At 51.1% G+C, this 18,408-nt stretch carries 12 protein-coding genes and 1 pseudogene; 5 read left to right on the top strand and 8 right to left on the bottom strand.

Going from position 1 to position 18,408, the window contains the following annotated elements:
- Both K0778_RS16335 and ccp read right to left on the bottom strand, forming a co-directional pair.
- Positions 1 to 362 (bottom strand): pyridoxal-dependent decarboxylase (locus tag K0778_RS16335; RefSeq protein ID WP_001392784.1); only part of this gene is annotated, 362 nt, incomplete at its 3' end.
- A 210-nt stretch (positions 363 to 572) separates the two neighbouring features.
- Positions 573 to 1,970 (bottom strand): cytochrome c peroxidase, encoded by a 1,398-nt coding sequence (gene ccp, locus K0778_RS16330; RefSeq protein WP_000784825.1) that lies wholly within the window; start codon positions 1,968 to 1,970, stop codon positions 573 to 575.
- Between the two features lie 404 nt (positions 1,971 to 2,374).
- Between ccp and K0778_RS16325 the strand changes: the two genes are divergently transcribed.
- Positions 2,375 to 4,024: an alpha,alpha-trehalase gene (locus tag K0778_RS16325; RefSeq protein WP_000934218.1), complete on the top strand. Its 1,650-nt coding sequence runs from the start codon at positions 2,375 to 2,377 to the stop codon at positions 4,022 to 4,024.
- Between the two features lie 50 nt (positions 4,025 to 4,074).
- Here K0778_RS16325 and K0778_RS16320 read toward each other — a convergent pair whose 3' ends face one another.
- Positions 4,075 to 4,677 (bottom strand): response regulator transcription factor, encoded by a 603-nt coding sequence (locus K0778_RS16320; RefSeq protein ID WP_001167676.1) that lies wholly within the window; start codon positions 4,675 to 4,677, stop codon positions 4,075 to 4,077.
- Between the two features lie 520 nt (positions 4,678 to 5,197).
- On the opposite strand from K0778_RS16320, the gene K0778_RS16315 reads away from it, so the two are divergent.
- The 3 genes from K0778_RS16315 (at position 5,198) to K0778_RS16305 (ending at position 8,892) form a co-directional block, all read left to right on the top strand.
- Complete coding sequence (locus K0778_RS16315; RefSeq protein ID WP_001343446.1) at positions 5,198 to 6,097, top strand: LysR family transcriptional regulator; 900 nt, start codon at positions 5,198 to 5,200, stop codon at positions 6,095 to 6,097.
- 48 nt (positions 6,098 to 6,145) lie between these two features.
- The gene (gene yhjD, locus K0778_RS16310) at positions 6,146 to 7,159 is read left to right on the top strand and encodes an inner membrane protein YhjD (protein ID WP_000191257.1); all 1,014 of its coding nucleotides are present in this window, start codon (positions 6,146 to 6,148) and stop codon (positions 7,157 to 7,159) included.
- A 410-nt stretch (positions 7,160 to 7,569) separates the two neighbouring features.
- Positions 7,570 to 8,892 carry an MFS transporter gene (locus K0778_RS16305; RefSeq protein ID WP_001149003.1) on the top strand — a complete coding sequence of 441 codons (1,323 nt, stop codon included), beginning with the start codon at positions 7,570 to 7,572 and terminating at the stop codon, positions 8,890 to 8,892.
- Between the two features lie 181 nt (positions 8,893 to 9,073).
- Here K0778_RS16305 and K0778_RS16300 read toward each other — a convergent pair.
- Positions 9,074 to 11,125: pseudogene (locus tag K0778_RS16300) on the bottom strand (AsmA family protein).
- Between the two features lie 69 nt (positions 11,126 to 11,194).
- Complete coding sequence (pdeH, locus tag K0778_RS16295; RefSeq protein ID WP_001295219.1) at positions 11,195 to 11,962, bottom strand: cyclic-guanylate-specific phosphodiesterase; 768 nt, start codon at positions 11,960 to 11,962, stop codon at positions 11,195 to 11,197.
- Positions 11,963 to 12,193: 231 nt separating this feature from the next.
- Between pdeH and kdgK the strand changes: the two genes are divergently transcribed.
- Entirely contained in the window at positions 12,194 to 13,123 is a 930-nt protein-coding gene (gene kdgK, locus K0778_RS16290) for a 2-dehydro-3-deoxygluconokinase (RefSeq protein WP_000037562.1), read from the top strand.
- Between the two features lie 95 nt (positions 13,124 to 13,218).
- Here kdgK and K0778_RS16285 read toward each other — a convergent pair whose 3' ends face one another.
- From K0778_RS16285 to hmsP, 3 genes are all read right to left on the bottom strand, one after another.
- Positions 13,219 to 14,715: a pitrilysin family protein gene (locus K0778_RS16285; protein WP_001163141.1), complete on the bottom strand. Its 1,497-nt coding sequence runs from the start codon at positions 14,713 to 14,715 to the stop codon at positions 13,219 to 13,221.
- A gap of 219 nt (positions 14,716 to 14,934) precedes the next feature.
- Positions 14,935 to 16,221 carry a C4-dicarboxylate transporter DctC gene (gene dctA, locus K0778_RS16280; protein WP_000858214.1) on the bottom strand — a complete coding sequence of 429 codons (1,287 nt, stop codon included), beginning with the start codon at positions 16,219 to 16,221 and terminating at the stop codon, positions 14,935 to 14,937.
- Between the two features lie 182 nt (positions 16,222 to 16,403).
- Positions 16,404 to 18,392, bottom strand: coding sequence for a biofilm formation regulator HmsP (hmsP, locus tag K0778_RS16275; protein WP_001266293.1), 1,989 nt, complete (start codon positions 18,390 to 18,392; stop codon positions 16,404 to 16,406).
- Between the last annotated feature and the right edge of the window lie 16 nt (positions 18,393 to 18,408).

Raw genomic sequence — 18,408 nt, 5'->3', positions numbered from 1 at the left:
GTGCCAACGGCCTGACCATTTTTCGGCGCAGGCGCATGCCACAGATCGGCAACCATATTTACGCAACGCAGGTCGATGGCTGCGGATTGCGGATATTCTTCTTTGTCGATCCAGTTTTTATTGATCGACAAATCCATCAATTTATGGACGTTTTCGTCGTCCCAGGTCTGGCAGAAAGTGGCCAGGTTCTGACGAGCGTTGCCATCAAGATATAATTCATCATTGATAATCTGGAATGCGACATCATCGCGCATTTCGTGCAGCGGAAATCGTTTTGACTCCGCGATAGTAGAAATGGCCTTTGCGCCAAAACGTGAATCGAGTAGTTCTGAGCGGAAATCCGTTAACAGCTTCTGGTCCATTTCGAACTCCTTAAATTTATTTGAAGGCAATAAAAAAGTAGGATTTATCCGCAATGGAAGCAAGGCATTACAGGCTTAATTTAAATAACAAAATCCTAAGCAGAAAAACGACTTTTTATAATATAAACATTTAACATGATAATATTAAAAACAGACTTTATTATCGTAATAAAAATCGCCCAAACATTCCTGTTCGGGCGATCAAATTAATTATTGTTTATCCTGCATATACGGCGTGTACACCCCGTTCAGACTGTGCAGGAAAGCTACGATATCATCCACATCCTCCTGCGGCAGCTCTTTGCCTACCTGATAGCGCAGCATCAGTTTCACCGCCCCGTCCAGCGTCGGCACGTCACCACGATGGAAGTACGGTGCCGTTAAAGCAACGTTACGTAAACCGGGTACTTTCTGACGCAATTTATCACGCTCTTCTTTAGTCACATTCATACGACCAATATCCGCCGCCGTAATTTCCCCAAAGTTAAAGTCTTTTTTCAGCCCCAACGGTTCAAAGGAACGTCCACCGAGAATAATACCACCATGACAAGTTGCACATTTATTATCTTTAAATAATTGATAGCCTTTTTTCTGTTGCGCCGTCAGCGCATTTTCATCTCCACGCAACCATTTATCAAATGGGGAATCCGGCGTAATTAATGTTTTCTCAAATTCAGCAATGGCATCAGTAATATTTTCGCCACTGAAACCTTGCGGATAGACGCCGAGGAACTGCGCTTTAAGCTGCGGATCTTTTTCCAGCTTAGCAATAATTTCGTCCCAGGATTTCGACGCCATTTCAATCGGGTTCAACGGCGGTCCACCAGCCTGATCCTGCAATGTTGCCGCACGACCATCCCAGAACTGCTCAACGTTAAATACTGAGTTAAATACCGTCGGCGCGTTAATCGGCCCAACTGCGCCACCAACACCAATCGATGTTTTTCTGCCATCGACGCCCCCCGCATTCAACGCATGGCAATGAGCGCATGAAATGGTGCTATCAGCCGATAAACGGGGATCGTGATACAGCGCAAAGCCCAACGCCACTTTTTGCGCATCGGTAGGCAGTTTTTGCGGGATGGGCTGCACCGGTTCATTGCGATGCTCCGGAGCAGTATCATTGCTGGCGTAATATTCCGCGCGCTGTTTTGCAATCCAGGCCAGTATTTCCGCCCGCTCTTCATCACTCACCTTACCCGCCCAGTGTAGCGCGGTATAACGCGTTGGTGGCATAGTTTCATACTGCATCACCCATTCAATCTTATTCAGATCGCTTTGCGAAACGGGTTTATCAGCCAGCAGTGCCGCACGCACGGCCTCGAGGTTAAAAGATTTATATCCAAGCTTAATGTCGTAATCCATCAACTGTTTCGCGCCAGGAATATAATAATAGGCGGGTAATTCTGCCGAAGGCGTGTGGCAATAGTCGCATCCTTTTTCGCGGAGAAAGCCTAAAACCTTATTATTTTCACTGACAGCAGATGCCTGAACATCGGCCTGTTTACTGCGTTTATTATCGTGGTACCACACATAACCAGATAACCCTAAATAGCAAATCGCGACGCCAGCCAGGCCGATCGCGGTAATACGTGAGACCATTTTCATTATTCTTCCCTCACGGTGGTGAGTTATTGTGACCCAGAAAATTTTCCAGAATGCTGCAAACGTCTCTGCGAGACAAAGCCATCATAAAAAACAGTGAGATACGCTTTTTGATAGGAATCAATCAATTACATGAATATAAACTATCAATAAGATAGCCTGTGCCTATTACCCAGATCAGGAATGGCATATCATGATTGCGGCGAGAGCAGGATTGAATGTTCTGAAAATGAAAAACAACACGAAATCCGTATTTTTATAAATTCCATGGATATTAGTGCGTTATATTTTTTGACAGGTTAATAAACGTGATCCACCGCACGCTTTGTCGCCCACCAGGCGGAGCGAATGACTACCCTTAAAGAAAAGCCCGATAATTAGCGACGAATTTCGGAGGTTGGATCCTTATGCTCAATCAGAAAATTCAAAACCCTAATCCAGACGAACTGATGATCGAAGTCGATCTCTGCTATGAGCTGGACCCGTATGAATTAAAACTGGATGAGATGATCGAGGCAGAACCGGAACCCGAGATGATTGAAGGGCTGCCCGCCTCTGATGCGCTGACGCCTGCCGATCGCTATCTCGAACTGTTCGAGCATGTTCAGTCGGCGAAAATTTTCCCCGACAGTAAAACCTTTCCCGACTGCGCACCCAAAATGGACCCGCTGGATATTTTAATCCGCTACCGTAAAGTGCGCCGTCATCGTGATTTTGACTTGCGCAAGTTTGTTGAAAATCACTTCTGGCTGCCGGAGGTCTACTCCAGCGAGTATGTATCGGACCCGCAAAATTCCCTGAAAGAGCATATCGACCAGCTGTGGCCGGTGCTAACCCGCGAACCACAGGATCACATTCCGTGGTCTTCTCTACTGGCGCTGCCGCAGTCATATATTGTCCCGGGCGGCCGTTTTAGCGAAACCTACTATTGGGACTCCTATTTCACCATGCTGGGGCTGGCGGAAAGTGGTCGGGAAGATTTGCTGAAATGCATGGCCGATAACTTCGCCTGGATGATCGAAAACTATGGTCACATCCCCAACGGCAACCGCACCTATTATTTGAGCCGATCGCAACCACCGGTTTTTGCGCTGATGGTGGAGTTGTTTGAAGAAGATGGTGTACGCGGTGCGCGCCGCTATCTCGACCACCTTAAAATGGAATATGCCTTCTGGATGGACGGTGCAGAATCGTTGATCCCTAATCAGGCCTATCGCCATGTTGTGCGGATGCCGGACGGATCGCTGCTCAACCGTTATTGGGACGATCGCGACACGCCGCGTGACGAATCCTGGCTTGAGGACGTTGAAACCGCGAAACATTCTGGTCGCCCGCCCAACGAGGTGTACCGCGATTTACGCGCGGGAGCGGCCTCAGGTTGGGATTACTCTTCCCGTTGGCTGCGTGATACTGGTCGTCTGGCGAGCATTCGTACCACCCAGTTCATCCCCATCGATCTGAATGCCTTCCTGTTTAAACTGGAGAGCGCCATCGCCAACATCTCGGCGCTGAAAGGCGAGAAAGAGACAGAAGCGCTGTTCCGCCAGAAGGCCAGTGCCCGTCGCGATGCGGTAAACCGTTACCTCTGGGATGATGAAAACGGCATCTACCGCGATTACGACTGGCGACGCGAACAACTGGCGCTGTTTTCCGCTGCCGCCATTGTGCCGCTCTATGTCGGCATGGCGAACCATGAACAGGCCGATCGTCTGGCAAACGCCGTACGCAGCCGGTTACTGACACCTGGCGGGATTCTGGCAAGCGAGTACGAAACCGGTGAACAGTGGGATAAACCCAATGGCTGGGCACCGTTACAATGGATGGCAATTCAGGGATTTAAAATGTATGGCGATGACCTTCTGGGTGATGAAATCGCGCGCAGCTGGCTGAAAACGGTGAATCAGTTCTATCTGGAACAGCACAAAATGATCGAGAAATACCATATTGCCGATGGTGTTCCCCGCGAAGGCGGCGGTGGCGAGTATCCGTTGCAGGATGGGTTTGGCTGGACTAACGGTGTGGTACGCCGTTTAATTGGTTTGTACGGCGAACCATAATATTTTTACAGCCAGCCGCTAACTTCCTGCTGGCTGTAAAATTATCTTCTTCAGGAGGAGATATTTAACATCATTGCCGCCTGGGTGCGATTTTTCACTTCCAGACGGCGATACAGGGATTCCAGATGCGCTTTTACCGTTCCGGTACTGATATTCAGCGCTCTGCCGATCTCCTTATTTGATTCGCCCGCCGCTAACATGGTTAAAATCTCCCGCTGGCGGGCGCTTAACGATTTGAGATCTTTAATGTCCTTTTCCGGCGTCGTCCGCCAGTCTCCAGGCAGAAACATCATCCCCATCGCCGCACTATTTACCGCCAACGCAAATGTCTCGACGGTTGAATCACGAGGCACAATGGCCAGCACATTAAAATGGATAACTTCCTGTAACCACCGTTTATTGCAATCCGTCGCCGTGATTAACACCTTAACCTCAGGAAACTGCACCACGGTTTTTTGCAACAACCAGTAGCAAAACTCACCATCCTGATCGCCATCGAGCATAACTAAGGCTTCAGGGTAACTTTCCAGCTTTTGCCATAACTCGTCTGCCTGACTGGCCCCCTGAATACTCACTCCTGGAATACGCTGCTGTAAACTGATTTTCATTCCATGAATAAATATTGACTGCCTGTCAAACATGACTATTTGCATAACTGAATCTCCACCTGAATACGTAAAAAAAGACTTAAGTAGTGGAAGGGTATTACCCGCGAGAAAAAATAAGAATTCGCCATTTGGCGGTGGCCATTCTACAGAGATGACGCGTAGAAAATAGTTACCGATATAAATAGTTACATCTAAACGCCTGAAATTACATGTCGAGGGCACTATTTAAAACAATTTTGAGGATTTCCTTATATTGGTGGTTAGTACGCATGCAATTAAAAATGAAACTCCGCGACCACAAGCAAAAATAACAAACGGCAATGAGACAAAAATAAGCACAAATAGCCAACACGTCCTCTATTCACTTTAAAGGGAATCGCTGAAAAATACGCTCTGTTTAGGGGGATTCACCTTTCTCAGAAAGCTATTCCGCCCTTTTCCTGCTGAGAAATCGCCACATTCGTCATGACAACATTGTGAAACCCGGCATTAGATGTTAGAAAAAACAATAAACAATGCGATATGCGCGTTACTGTTTCGCTGTGAATAACAATCGGTCAAAGAAATGGATAAAATTCACGCAATGCAGTTGTTCATCAAAGTCGCGGAGCTGGAAAGTTTTTCCCGCGCGGCGGATTTCTTTGCTTTGCCAAAAGGAAGTGTTTCGCGCCAGATACAGGCACTGGAACATCAACTTGGCACCCAGCTTCTCCAGCGCACCACGCGACGGGTCAAACTCACGCCAGAAGGCATGACCTATTATCAACGAGCAAAAGATGTGTTGAGTAATCTCAGCGAACTGGACGGTCTGTTTCAACAGGATGCCACCAGTATCAGCGGTAAATTACGCATCGACATCCCGCCAGGAATCGCGAAAAGCCTGTTACTGCCGCGCCTGTCGGAATTTCTCTATCTGCATCCGGGAATTGAGCTGGAACTGAGTAGCCATGACCGTCCGGTAGATATTCTTCATGATGGTTTTGATTGCGTGATACGCACTGGCGCGTTACCGGAAGATGGCGTTATCGCCCGTCCCCTCGGCAAACTGACCATGGTCAACTGTGCCAGTCCGCACTATCTGACGCGCTTTGGTTATCCGCAAAGCCCCGATGATCTGACTTCACACGCAATAGTGCGTTATACACCGCACCTGGGTGTACATCCGTTAGGTTTTGAGGTTGCCAGCGTTAATGGCGTCCAGTGGTTTAAGTCTGGCGGCATGTTGACGGTAAACAGTAGCGAAAACTATCTCACCGCCGGTCTTGCCGGTCTGGGGATTATTCAGATCCCGCGCATTGCCGTGCGCGAAGCCCTGCGTGCCGGGCGGCTTATTGAAGTGTTGCCAGGCTACCGTGCCGAGCCGCTCTCCCTTTCGCTGGTTTACCCGCAGCGTCGGGAGCTTTCCCGGCGTGTAAACCTGTTTATGCAGTGGCTGGCTGGCGTAATGAAAGAGCACCTGGACTGACCGACTATACTTTTTAAGAATGACCACGACAGAAGGACAAAAGAGCGGATGACGCAGGAAAACGAGATCAAACGTCCCACCCAGGATCTGGAGCACGAGCCGATTAAGCAGTTGGATAATAGCGAGAAAGGCGGCAAAGTTAGCCAGGCGCTGGAAACCGTCACCACCACTGCCGAAAAAGTCCAACGCCAACCGGTTATTGCGCACCTGATTCGTGCGACAGAACGCTTTAACGATCGGCTGGGTAACCAGTTTGGTGCGGCTATCACCTATTTCTCATTTTTGTCGATGATCCCGATTTTGATGGTGTCGTTTGCCGCAGGGGGCTTTGTGCTGGCCTCCCATCCGATGTTGCTACAGGATATCTTCGACAAAATTCTGCAAAACATCAGCGATCCGACGCTAGCCGCCACGTTGAAAAACACCATCAACACCGCCGTTCAGCAGCGTACGACTGTAGGGCTTGTCGGCCTGGCGGTGGCACTTTATTCCGGCATCAACTGGATGGGTAACCTGCGTGAAGCGATTCGTGCCCAGTCGCGCGATGTCTGGGAACGCTCGCCGCAAGATCAGGAGAAGTTCTGGGTAAAATATCTGCGTGATTTTATTTCGCTGATTGGTTTGTTGATTGCGCTGATTGTGACGCTTTCGATCACCTCGGTTGCCGGTTCGGCGCAGCAAATGATTATTAGCGCCCTGCACCTGAACAGCATTGAGTGGCTGAAACCGACGTGGCGATTGATTGGCCTGGCGATTTCCATCTTCGCCAACTATCTGCTTTTCTTCTGGATCTTCTGGCGGTTGCCGCGCCACCGTCCGCGCAAAAAAGCCCTGATTCGCGGAACATTTCTGGCTGCTATTGGTTTTGAAGTGATTAAAATCGTGATGACCTACACCCTGCCATCGTTGATGAAATCCCCCTCTGGCGCAGCATTTGGTTCCGTGCTGGGGCTGATGGCATTTTTCTACTTCTTCGCCCGTTTGACGCTGTTTTGCGCGGCGTGGATTGCCACCGCCGAATATAAAGACGACCCGCGAATGCCGGGGAAAACGCAGCCTTAAAATAGGCCGGATGCGGCGTAAACGCCTTATCCGGCATACGATTTTATTCGGCCTGGCTCCCCGTAGGCCGGATAAGATGCGCCAGCATCGCATCCGGCTATAATGCGCACATAACCTCTTGAAACTCGTCCCCAGAGCCTCTTCAGCCATCTATTTGGGAGCAAACAATTTCATTCCAACTCATAACCCCAGCATATAAATCCAGTTGGTAACTTTTATTTAACCTGAAACCAGTTTTATCCACTATTTATAAAATTATGTGAAGCATTTCATAGAAGAAAAATCACTGGCCTAAACATTATCCCCTTTTTGCCTGATTTTTGACCATTTCCGCGATTTGTTACACATTGAAATATCACTTTTGCTGTGCGTAATATGGCTATTCGTTAGCCAAAAAATAAGAAAAGATTATGCAAGCAACAGCCACAACACTCGACCACGAGCAAGAATACACGCCGATCAACTCGCGTAATAAAGTCCTTGTCGCCTCTCTCATTGGCACAGCCATTGAGTTCTTCGACTTTTACATTTACGCCACTGCGGCCGTTATTGTGTTTCCGCATATCTTCTTCCCGCAGGGCGATCCTACGGCAGCAACGCTACAGTCGCTCGCCACCTTCGCCATCGCCTTCGTCGCGCGCCCCATTGGCTCTGCCGTTTTTGGTCATTTTGGCGATCGCGTTGGGCGTAAAGCGACGCTGGTCGCCTCGTTGCTAACGATGGGGATTTCGACCGTGGTGATTGGTCTGCTGCCGGGCTATGCCACGATTGGTATTTTCGCCCCGCTGCTGCTGGCGCTGGCTCGATTTGGTCAGGGTCTGGGCTTAGGCGGTGAATGGGGCGGCGCGGCGCTGCTGGCGACTGAAAACGCCCCACCGCGCAAACGTGCACTGTATGGCTCCTTTCCGCAGCTGGGCGCACCGATTGGCTTCTTCTTTGCCAATGGCACTTTCTTGCTGCTTTCCTGGCTACTGACCGACGAGCAGTTTATGAGCTGGGGCTGGCGTGTGCCATTTATCTTCTCGGCGGTGCTGGTCATTATCGGCCTGTATGTTCGCGTGTCGCTGCATGAGTCGCCGGTGTTTGAGAAAGTCGCTAAAGCGAAAAAACAGGTGAAGATCCCGCTGGGTACGCTGCTGACCAAACATGTTCGCGTAACCGTACTGGGTACGTTCATTATGCTGGCAACCTATACGCTGTTTTACATCATGACGGTCTACTCTATGACCTTTAGTACCGCCGCCGCGCCAGTTGGGCTTGGCCTGCCGCGTAACGAAGTGTTGTGGATGTTGATGATGGCAGTTATTGGTTTTGGCGTGATGGTGCCAGTCGCTGGATTACTGGCTGATGCCTTTGGTCGCCGTAAAAGCATGGTAATCATCACCACGCTGATCATCCTGTTCGCGCTGTTCGCCTTTAACCCACTGCTCGGTTCTGGCAACCCGATTCTGGTTTTTGCCTTCCTGCTGCTGGGGTTAAGTCTGATGGGTCTGACCTTCGGGCCAATGGGTGCGCTGTTACCAGAGCTGTTTCCGACAGAAGTGCGTTACACCGGAGCATCGTTCTCTTACAACGTAGCGTCGATTCTCGGGGCTTCCGTTGCGCCATATATCGCAGCCTGGTTGCAGACTAACTACGGGCTAGGTGCGGTGGGGTTATATCTGGCGGCGATGGCTGGCTTGACGTTAATCGCCCTGCTGCTGACCCATGAGACGCGACATCAGTCGTTGTAATAAGAGTGAAAAGCCTGATGCGCTACGCTTATCAGGCCTGAATTTCCATACAATATATTGAATTCGCAAGGATTTGTAGGCCGGATAAGGCGTTCACGCCGCATCCGGCATGAACAAAGCACACTTTGCCAACAATCTAAATCTGTTTAATTGCCGGATGTCAGACATCCGGCAATTATCATCACTTCTTCATCTGCGACAAAATCGTCCGACACTGATTAGCCTCCCCTTCGGAAGGTGAGATCAGTGCCAGTAACGCCGCCGCCGGTGTTACCAGCGTTGCCAGTGCCGCAGCAACAGCACCACGGGCAATCAGCGGTCCGGCTTTCACCCCAGCCTGCGGATTTTTAAACGTCCCCCGCACATACAGCGGCGAACGCAGTGTGATAATCCGAATTCCTTTACTCTCCGGATCAATAGTCAAATCCAGCTGTTCCGAAGCAAAACTTGCCGTGCCGGTAACATTAATCAACGCGTTCTCAGTATCGAAAGCAAAAATCTGCGGGCGCGCCACGCCGTTGGCAATATTCAGATTCGCCGCCGCGCAGTTCACCCGCACCTCATCATCACCAAATATCGCACCGACAATGTAGTTGCCGACATTCAGCCCAACAATCTCCATCAGGTTGCGGCTCACCAGCCCGTCATTCATCAACAGTTTCAGGTTGCCGTTACTGTTGCCTAAAAGTGCCGCCACCGAGTTACCGCTACCGCGTAGTTCCGCGTCACCGTTCATTTCCCCCAGCGTCTTCTGCATCAGTTCCACATCGGGCATCAGTTCTTTCAGTTTCAGTCGACGAGCCTGAATATCTGCCCGCCCCTGCATCGGCTTTTTATCGCCTTCCAGATGAATATTCGCCGCAATGCTGCCGCCCGCCATGCCAAATTTCAGCGGTTGCAGGCGCAGGTCAGCATTTTTGAGGATGATATGAGTAGAAAGATCGCTAATCGGCAGGCTACTGCCATGCTCAATGCGCCGCCCTTTGAAGCGAACATCGGCATCCATAACGTCCCATTTATCGGTTTCGAAGCGGTCATAAGGCAGCACTTTGCCCGCAGGCTGAACGCTTTTTTCGCCCTTCTTCTGTTCAGACCGTTTCGACTTTTCTGCCCCTTTCCCGGAATCAACGCCAATCAACGGTCCCAGGTCCGCCAGCCGCAATTGCCGCGACTCGACATCACCTTCCAGTTTTGGTCGTGGCTTTCCGGTGGTGTAGACCAGAGAACCGTGGATATCGCTATCACCAATTCGCCCATTAAAACCGCGATAATCAAAGACCGACGATTTTTCAGTGTCGATTTTCGCTACCAGCCGACCATCCGTTTCAAACGGCGGGGTATCGGGCAGCAGAACGCCCGTCAGTTCATAGAGATCACCCTGTGAATCGCCAGAAAATTTAAGCCGTAAATCGACACCGCCCATCTTCATTGGGTCATTCACGACGCCATCAAAAGCAACACGGGTGTTACCAGAGCGGAAATCAGCCTGTACCGGAAACGGCGTCCCTTCGCCACGCAGCGCCAGCATACCGCCTATTTTTCCCGTACCCGTGAGCGGTTCACCGTTATATCGTCCCTGCGCCTTCAGGCCAAAAACGTAATCGCCCACCTTTTCTTTATCCGCTTTACCTTTCGATCCAGTAACTTCGCTGAACGGCAGCGGCTTGCCTAAGGGATCAACAAAAATCTCCAGATCCGCTTTGCTTACTTTGTCATCAATGGCGATCCGCCCTTGATCGAAAAGAATATTATCCAGCCGAAACGACCATGCCGACGGCTTTGCATTCGCGTCTTTGTTATCATCGTTGGCAAGATTAAACGTCCAGTTATTGTTCTTTTCAGAGAGGCGAATCAGGCGCGCGTCGGGCTTTTCGAGCTTGATCCACGGCAGTCAGACCGTTTTGGTCAGCGGGGCCAGCGTTGCCTCTACGCGTGGCAAATGCACCATCGTGACTTCGGGAATATCCGGTGGATTGCCAAGAATGATGTCTTCCGCGTGTACATGGGGCCACGGCACCCAGCTGCGCCAGCCAGTTTCTTGTTTTTGCCGCTCCCACACCACGCCCAGATCGCCACGGATAGCGAACGGACGATTCAACTCCGCAGAGACTTTCTGGTTGATAGTCGGTTTGAGTCGATTCCAGTCAAAAGTTGCAATCAAAATGATCGCCACGACAATCAACAACAAGAAAGCCCCTGAAATCGCAGCGGTTATTTTGCCTGCCTTGCTCATCGTTCGCTTCCTCATATTCTTCCTGTGCCAGTCCTAAAGATAGTCCAGCCAGGCGGAAAATGAGGCAGCTTATAGCGCCAGAACCGCCGTATTCAGCGTTTCTATCGGTGCCGGGCGTGAAAGAAACCAGCCTTGTGCGGCGAATGCGGGCGAGTTCTGAACATCACGCCACTCTTCCGGCGTTTCTACGCCCTCGACAATCACCCCGCGACAATAGCGATTCATTAGATGTAAAAGCTGAGAAAAGAGTGTGCGTCCTTCCGGCGACTGACGCAGCATCACAAACAGTTCTCGCGCGATTTTGATGTAGTCATAACGCACTTCACTTAGCGCAGAGAAATTTGCCATCCCGGTACCAAAATCATCCAGCCACAGCGGGCCAAATTCACACATCGAGGCAAAGGTTGAATCTTTCGGCAGACGGATATGCTCCACCAGTTCGAAACGCAGCCAGGGAAGACGCTCAATCTGGCGCAGGATTTTTGGTTGCTGACGCAGGGCGATGAGCGTAGGGCCATCAATATTGACCGATGCCAGCAGGCCGTGCTCTATAAAGAAGTCGGCTTTTTGCGCCAGCAAATCAATCTGCTCTTTCACAACCTCCATCCGATGGCTGACGGTGATTTCAGTAAAATAGCGATCCGGCGGCAGGCGTTGCGAAGGGTTCAAGGGATGCGTGACCACCGTTAATAGCTCCACGGCCATTAACCGCCCGCATGTTTGATAGATCGGCTGCCAGGTGTAAGCACGCTCACACTGCAACCAAAAACGCCGTTCCTGCAAGCTCTCGATGCTTGCTTCAGGGTTGCTTATTCGCTGGATAACCTGCCTTATCATCAAAGATGTCCTGTGTTTAAAAGTGATGCTGCCCGGACTCGACAAAGATTATCGGCGCGTAAGGGCAGAACTTTACCGCCTGGCCGGGGTAAATTTCCTCACTCCACAACGGAATCTTTCAGGAATACGTTCTGGCTCAAAAAAATAATGGAACACTGTTTTAATATGGTTGACCAGCAAACCACCACAGCGCAAACTAACGCTAATTTTTTACAGATCAGGTTCACGACTATGTCCAAAAAGATTGCCGTGATTGGCGAATGCATGATTGAGCTTTCCGAGAAAGGCGCGGACGTTAAGCGCGGTTTCGGCGGCGATACCCTGAACACTTCCGTCTATATCGCCCGTCAGGTCGATCCTGCGGCATTAACCGTTCATTACGTAACGGCGCTGGGAACGGACAGTTTTAGCCAGCAGATGCTGGACGCCTGGCACGGCGAGAACGTTGATACTTCCCTGACCCAACGGATGGAAAACCGTCTGCCGGGCCTTTACTACATTGAAACCGACAGCACCGGCGAGCGTACGTTCTACTACTGGCGGAACGAAGCCGCCGCCAAATTCTGGCTGGAGAGTGAGCAGTCTGCGGCGATTTGCGAAGAGCTGGCGAATTTCGATTATCTCTACCTGAGCGGGATTAGCCTGGCGATCTTAAGCCCGACCAGCCGCGAAAAGCTGCTTTCCCTGCTGCGCGAATGCCGCGCCAACGGCGGAAAAGTGATTTTCGACAATAACTATCGTCCGCGCCTGTGGGCCAGCAAAGAAGAGACACAGCAGGTGTACCAACAAATGCTGGAATGCACGGATATCGCCTTCCTGACGCTGGACGACGAAGACGCGCTGTGGGGTCAACAGCCGGTGGAAGACGTCATTGCGCGCACCCATAACGCGGGCGTGAAAGAAGTGGTGGTGAAACGCGGGGCGGATTCTTGCCTGGTGTCCATTGCTGGCGAAGGGTTAGTGGATGTTCCGGCGGTGAAACTGCCGAAAGAAAAAGTGATCGATACCACCGCAGCTGGCGACTCTTTCAGTGCCGGTTATCTGGCGGTACGTCTGACAGGCGGCAGCGCGGAAGACGCGGCGAAACGTGGGCACCTGACCGCAAGTACCGTTATTCAGTATCGCGGCGCGATTATCCCGCGTGAGGCGATGCCAGCGTAAACGCAGCATATGCAAAAGGCTGGATAAAGTGTTACCCCTCTATCCAGCTCATCCATAAATACCTGATGGTTGTGCTAACTCATCACCATCAGGCATTACTGTGCAGGTGGAATATCCGTCACTTCAGGATGTACGTCATCCGTGGCGACAGAGGTGGTCGCAGCGGCGGTAGATGGGGCCATGATTTGATCCCAGACCGCCTGCAACGCTTTCATGTTAAATTCCGGCTCGCCTTTCGGCTGCAGCAGTATTAACGCCATATCATTCGACAACTGTTGACGCAGATCCTGATTTAACATCTCTACCGTCAGGCTATTAAGGAAATCCTGCCGCAGTTTCTGATATTGCTCCGGCGCGATATCGACAACCTGATTTTGCAACGAACGCATCCGCTGACCCATCAGAATATCGGTATCAGCTCGTGCATAGGCGGCAAACAGTTTCTGCAGCTCCAGTTTCTTTTGCGCCACTAACGCATTGAACTCTTCTTCCGGCAGACCTTTATCGCGAACCTTCGCCAGTTCACGCGCCACCAGATTAAGGTTGCTGTTCAGCTTGTCGTTTGGTGATTCGATGTTGATGGCACACTGCGCACGCAGATACAGCACACGGCAGTCAAATCCAAGACCGATGTCTTTGCTGTTACTGGCACTTAACGCTTGCTGAACATGCCAGAACAGCGCCTCGCGGGCCAGGTCCGCACGCCAGTAGCGCAGCAGTGCGGCTGATTCACGAATCGGCTGCCACGGCGTATCCCACATGATAGATAACCGGTCCTGACGCACCGCGTCAGTCATAATACTCACCGCTTCCGCACGCAGCGGAGAAAGCGTCGGCACCGGAGCTGGCGTTTCACGTTTGCCTTTCAGTTCGCCAAACGTTTTGTTTATTTGGTCGACAACCGAGCGCGCATCCACGTTTCCCACCACCAGTAGCGTCATTGCATCCGGGGTGTACCATTTCTGATAGAAATCTTTAATTTTTTCCGCTTCAACGGGTTGTTTCAGCGGATCGGCAGGATCGTGACCTAACAAGGTTGACCCTTTCAGACGATAGCGCCACCAGCCCTCTTTAGTATCGGCAGGCCAGGTTGCCACCATGTCCTGACTTTGCAGCGCGTGGTTGATGGTTTCTGGTGTGATGGTCAATTTGCCAGTGGCATTTGCCAGATAAGAGAGCGCTTCTTTCAGCAAATCGTTACGGTTATTGGGCAAACTCAGATTAAACAGCGTGGTGTCATAAGAGACAATTACCGGCGGCATCGGGCGTTTAGGGTCGATCCCCTGCTGCCACAATGAACGCGCCTGTGCTGCGTCAAGGCCACCGCTTTGCGTTAGCGCAATACGAGGGATGGCGTGACTGTAACCGCTCTGTTGTGTACTTTCGGCGAGCGAACCGGTATTAACCAGCAGGCGAATTTCAACACGATCGCTGGGACGCTGGGGGGTGGTCAGCACTTGCCACTGTAAACCGTTGGAAAGCGTCCCCTGTTGCCATGCTGGATCAGGCTGGAGCGCATCTGCCTGCACATAGCCAGCAGTGGCCATCATCAGCAAACCGCCCGCTAAAAGTCGAATTTTTGTGCCCTGCATGTGAACCCCTGATCAACTATCCTGGTAATAAAAAACTGCCCGTTGTCGGTCAGTCTAAATGACGTTAAAAACACTTCGTGTTAGACCGCAAGAACATGAAAATGTCACGGAAGAAGTGAAATAAACCTGAACTCACCCAGGTGGTAAGTTCAGGCACAGGGGTCAATTATGCGCAAACACCCGCACTCGGGGAAGGGAGTGCGGGCATAAGTGATGAGATTAAGAGGATAATTCGTGCGTTTTGCCATCCGGCGCACGATTATTCAGCACATCGTCCAGTTTTTTGTGGTCCAGTTCTTTCACCCACTTAGCAACGACAATGGTCGCTACGCCGTTACCGACCAGGTTAGTCAGCGCACGAGCTTCTGACATAAAGCGGTCGATACCGAGGATCAGCGCCAGACCCGCTACCGGCAAATGGCCCACCGCAGAGAGCGTCGCCGCCAGCACGATAAAGCCACTACCCGTTACCCCTGCCGCCCCTTTAGAAGAAAGCAGCAACACGATTAACAGCGTGATTTGGTGGACGATATCCATCTGACTGTTAGTGGCCTGGGCGATAAACACCGCCGCCATTGTCAGGTATATCGATGTGCCATCAAGGTTAAACGAGTAGCCTGTCGGGATGACCAGCCCCACCACCGATTTACGGCAGCCGAGTTTCTCCATCTTGTCGAGCATACGCGGCAGCGCCGACTCGGAAGATGAAGTCCCCAGTACAATCAGCAGTTCTTCACGGATGTAGCGGATAAATTTGAAGATACTGAAACCAGTCGCTTTAGCGATTGAACCCAATACCAGCACCACAAACAGGATACAGGTAATGTAGAAACAGATAATCAGCTGCCCCAGTTGCACCAGTGTGCCGACGCCGTATTTACCGATGGTAAACGCCATTGCCCCGAACGCACCAATAGGTGCCAGACGCATGATCATATTGATGATGCCGAAGATGACCTGCGAGAAACTTTCGATGACGTTAAAAATCAGTTGGCCTTTGCTGCCCAGACGGTGGAGCGCAAAACCAAACAGTACGGCAAACAGCAGCACCTGCAGAATGTTACCGCTGGCAAATGCGCCAATGACGCTCGCCGGGATGACATCCATAATGAAGGCGACAATGCCCTGGTCTTTCGCCTGATCGGCGTAAACCGCTACCGCTTTCGCATCAAGCGTTGCCGGATCGACGTTCATTCCGGCACCAGGCTGCACGACGTTAACGATGATAAGACCAATAATCAGCGCGATGGTACTGACAATTTCAAAGTAAAGCAGTGCGACTGCGCCGGTACGACCGACCGCCTTCATGCTTTCCATGCCCGCAATGCCCGTTACGACGGTACAAAAGATGACAGGAGCGATGATCATCTTAATGAGCTTAACGAAGCCGTCGCCAAGCGGTTTCATTTGCTCGCCTATTTCAGGATAGAAATGGCCAAGGAGAATACCAATGGCTATCGCTGTCAGGACCTGAAAGTAAAGGCTTTTAAACAGAGAGGTTTTCATAGGGTGTCCTTTAGTAAAACCACAGGTCTTGTAAGGTTATGGGGTACCTGCGGCCTTAAAATAACACCCAGACAACATCACAGAAATGTACCTGGATCATAATTGAAACAAAAAGGTTAAAAAGTTTGAGCTGGCTCGCACAAACCAGCACTTTTTAAAGTTTTGTAATCAGTTTGGGGTAGCTACTTTTCTTCCAGGTAACTCTCTTCGAAGATTTCAATAGGGAGTGGGCGAGCAAAAAGGAAGCCCTGGGCAATACCAACGCCCGCTTTTGCCAGCCAGTCGCGTTGTGCTTCAGTCTCCACGCCTTCGGCAATCATTTGTAAGTTCAGGCTCTGCGCCAGCATGATAATTGCAGCAATCATGCTGCTATCTCCCGGCAAGCCTTCAACAAACATTTTGTCGATTTTCAGTACGTCGATTGGCAACGATTTCATATGCTGCAGCTGACGCAGCCCTGCGTAGCCCATGCCGAAATCATCCAGCGCCACCCGAACTCCGGCATTGCGCAGCGGACGGAGGATTGCCACCGCAGCATGAGGGTCGTCAATACGTCGGCTTTCTGTCACTTCCAGAATCAGTGTTCCCGGCTGAATGCGATAGCGGGTTAACAGTTCCAGCATATCCGCCACCATATTCGGGTGCATCAGTTGCAGCGCAGAGAGGTTTACCGACAAGGGCAGCATAATGCCGCGCTCTTGCCAGGCTGCAAGCAATCGACAGGACTCTTCCAGCACCCAGTGACCGACGGTAACCATCAGCCCACAGCACTCAATGCGATCGATTAAGCCATCCGGCAGGTCCCAACTGCCATCCGGTTGCTGGATACGCAGTAACACTTCCGCACTGACCAGTTTTCCGCTGGTCATCTCGACCTGTGGCTGTAACCAAATAGCAAACTGATGATTTTCCAGTGCATTAAGGATATCGCTCTCTTCCGTCAACCGCTTCTGGGCGGCTTCCATCTGCTGCGGATCAAAGAACTGAATCTGATTCTTGCCTTTATGGCGAGCGGTAAATGCCGCAGAAATAGCGCGACTGTAAAGCTGTTCGGCGGTGAGATCGCCGTAGAACATCGCCACGCCAATGCTACAGTGCGGACGGAGTTGAATACGTTCAATCGGCAGGCGCTCGCTCATGATAGTGAGCACTTGCTGACCTAAGGTGATTGCGTGCCACGGTTCCTGTACACCGTTGGCAATGACAGCAAAGTCATAACCGCTAATCTGCGCGAGGATCATACGTGGCGACAGTACCGATTTGAGTTTTTCCACCAGCGTCAGCAGCAGAATTTCTCGTTGCGCCTCTTTCAGCACGCCCGCAGTATCACGCAGGGTTTCACAGGTGATGATCATCAGCGCGGTGGTTTGTTTACGCGCGACAACCTGCTCCAGCATCTCCATCAGCAAGGCTTTGTTCGGCAAATCCGACACCGGGAAGCGCATCGCATTTTCGTTCTGTTCTTCATAATGGCGCTGCAGCAATTGCTGGTTGAGGTTGTAACTGCGCACCAACATACCGATTTCATCGTCCTGATGCAGACGCGGTAATGCCAGTTGGTGACCAACAAGCTCCTTGGCTGGGATGGCGTTAAGTTCGCGAGCAATATTGCGTAACGGATGCAAAATCAGGCGGTTAATGCACCAGCTGATGGCGACGGTCAGGATAAGCGACAAAAGTAAGTAAATGGTCACTAACGTTGAGAGGGTGCTCATCACGAACTTATACATACGGAAGGAATCCGCCTGTAGTACCAGATAGGCAATTGGCTGCGGGTTTGCCGGACGTTCGAGCGAGTAAACGCCCAGCGAGATTTGAACCGGTAGCTCAAACAGGCGAGTAACCATTACCGGCACCGGGCGCTCTGGAATAAAACTTTTACGCAGCGCCTGGAACTGGTTAGGCAGCACTACATCGGCACGGCTGACCACGCCTGCCGGTTTAATGCTGGCAAGAATAGCTTCCGCTTCGGGAATATCGCCTTTCAAAATAGCTGAAGATAAGGGTTCGCGGACAGAGCGAGCAATGCTTTCCAGTTGCGTAGCCGTGTTATAGCGATTCTGCTGGACCAGATGGAACAGCAAAACGGTGCAAAAAATAAAAACGAACACCAGGACAACGGCTGCCACCATTGCCATCTGCTTGATTGTTAACGAGCGACTTACGCGCAAATTGTCTCCCCCCGGA

This window comes from Escherichia sp. XD33 (genome assembly GCF_019375075.1).
In the GTDB taxonomy this organism is placed as follows: domain Bacteria; phylum Pseudomonadota; class Gammaproteobacteria; order Enterobacterales; family Enterobacteriaceae; genus Enterobacter; species Enterobacter flexneri_A.
Note: the sequence above shows the minus strand (reverse complement) of the source record. Positions and strands in the feature narration are given on the sequence as shown.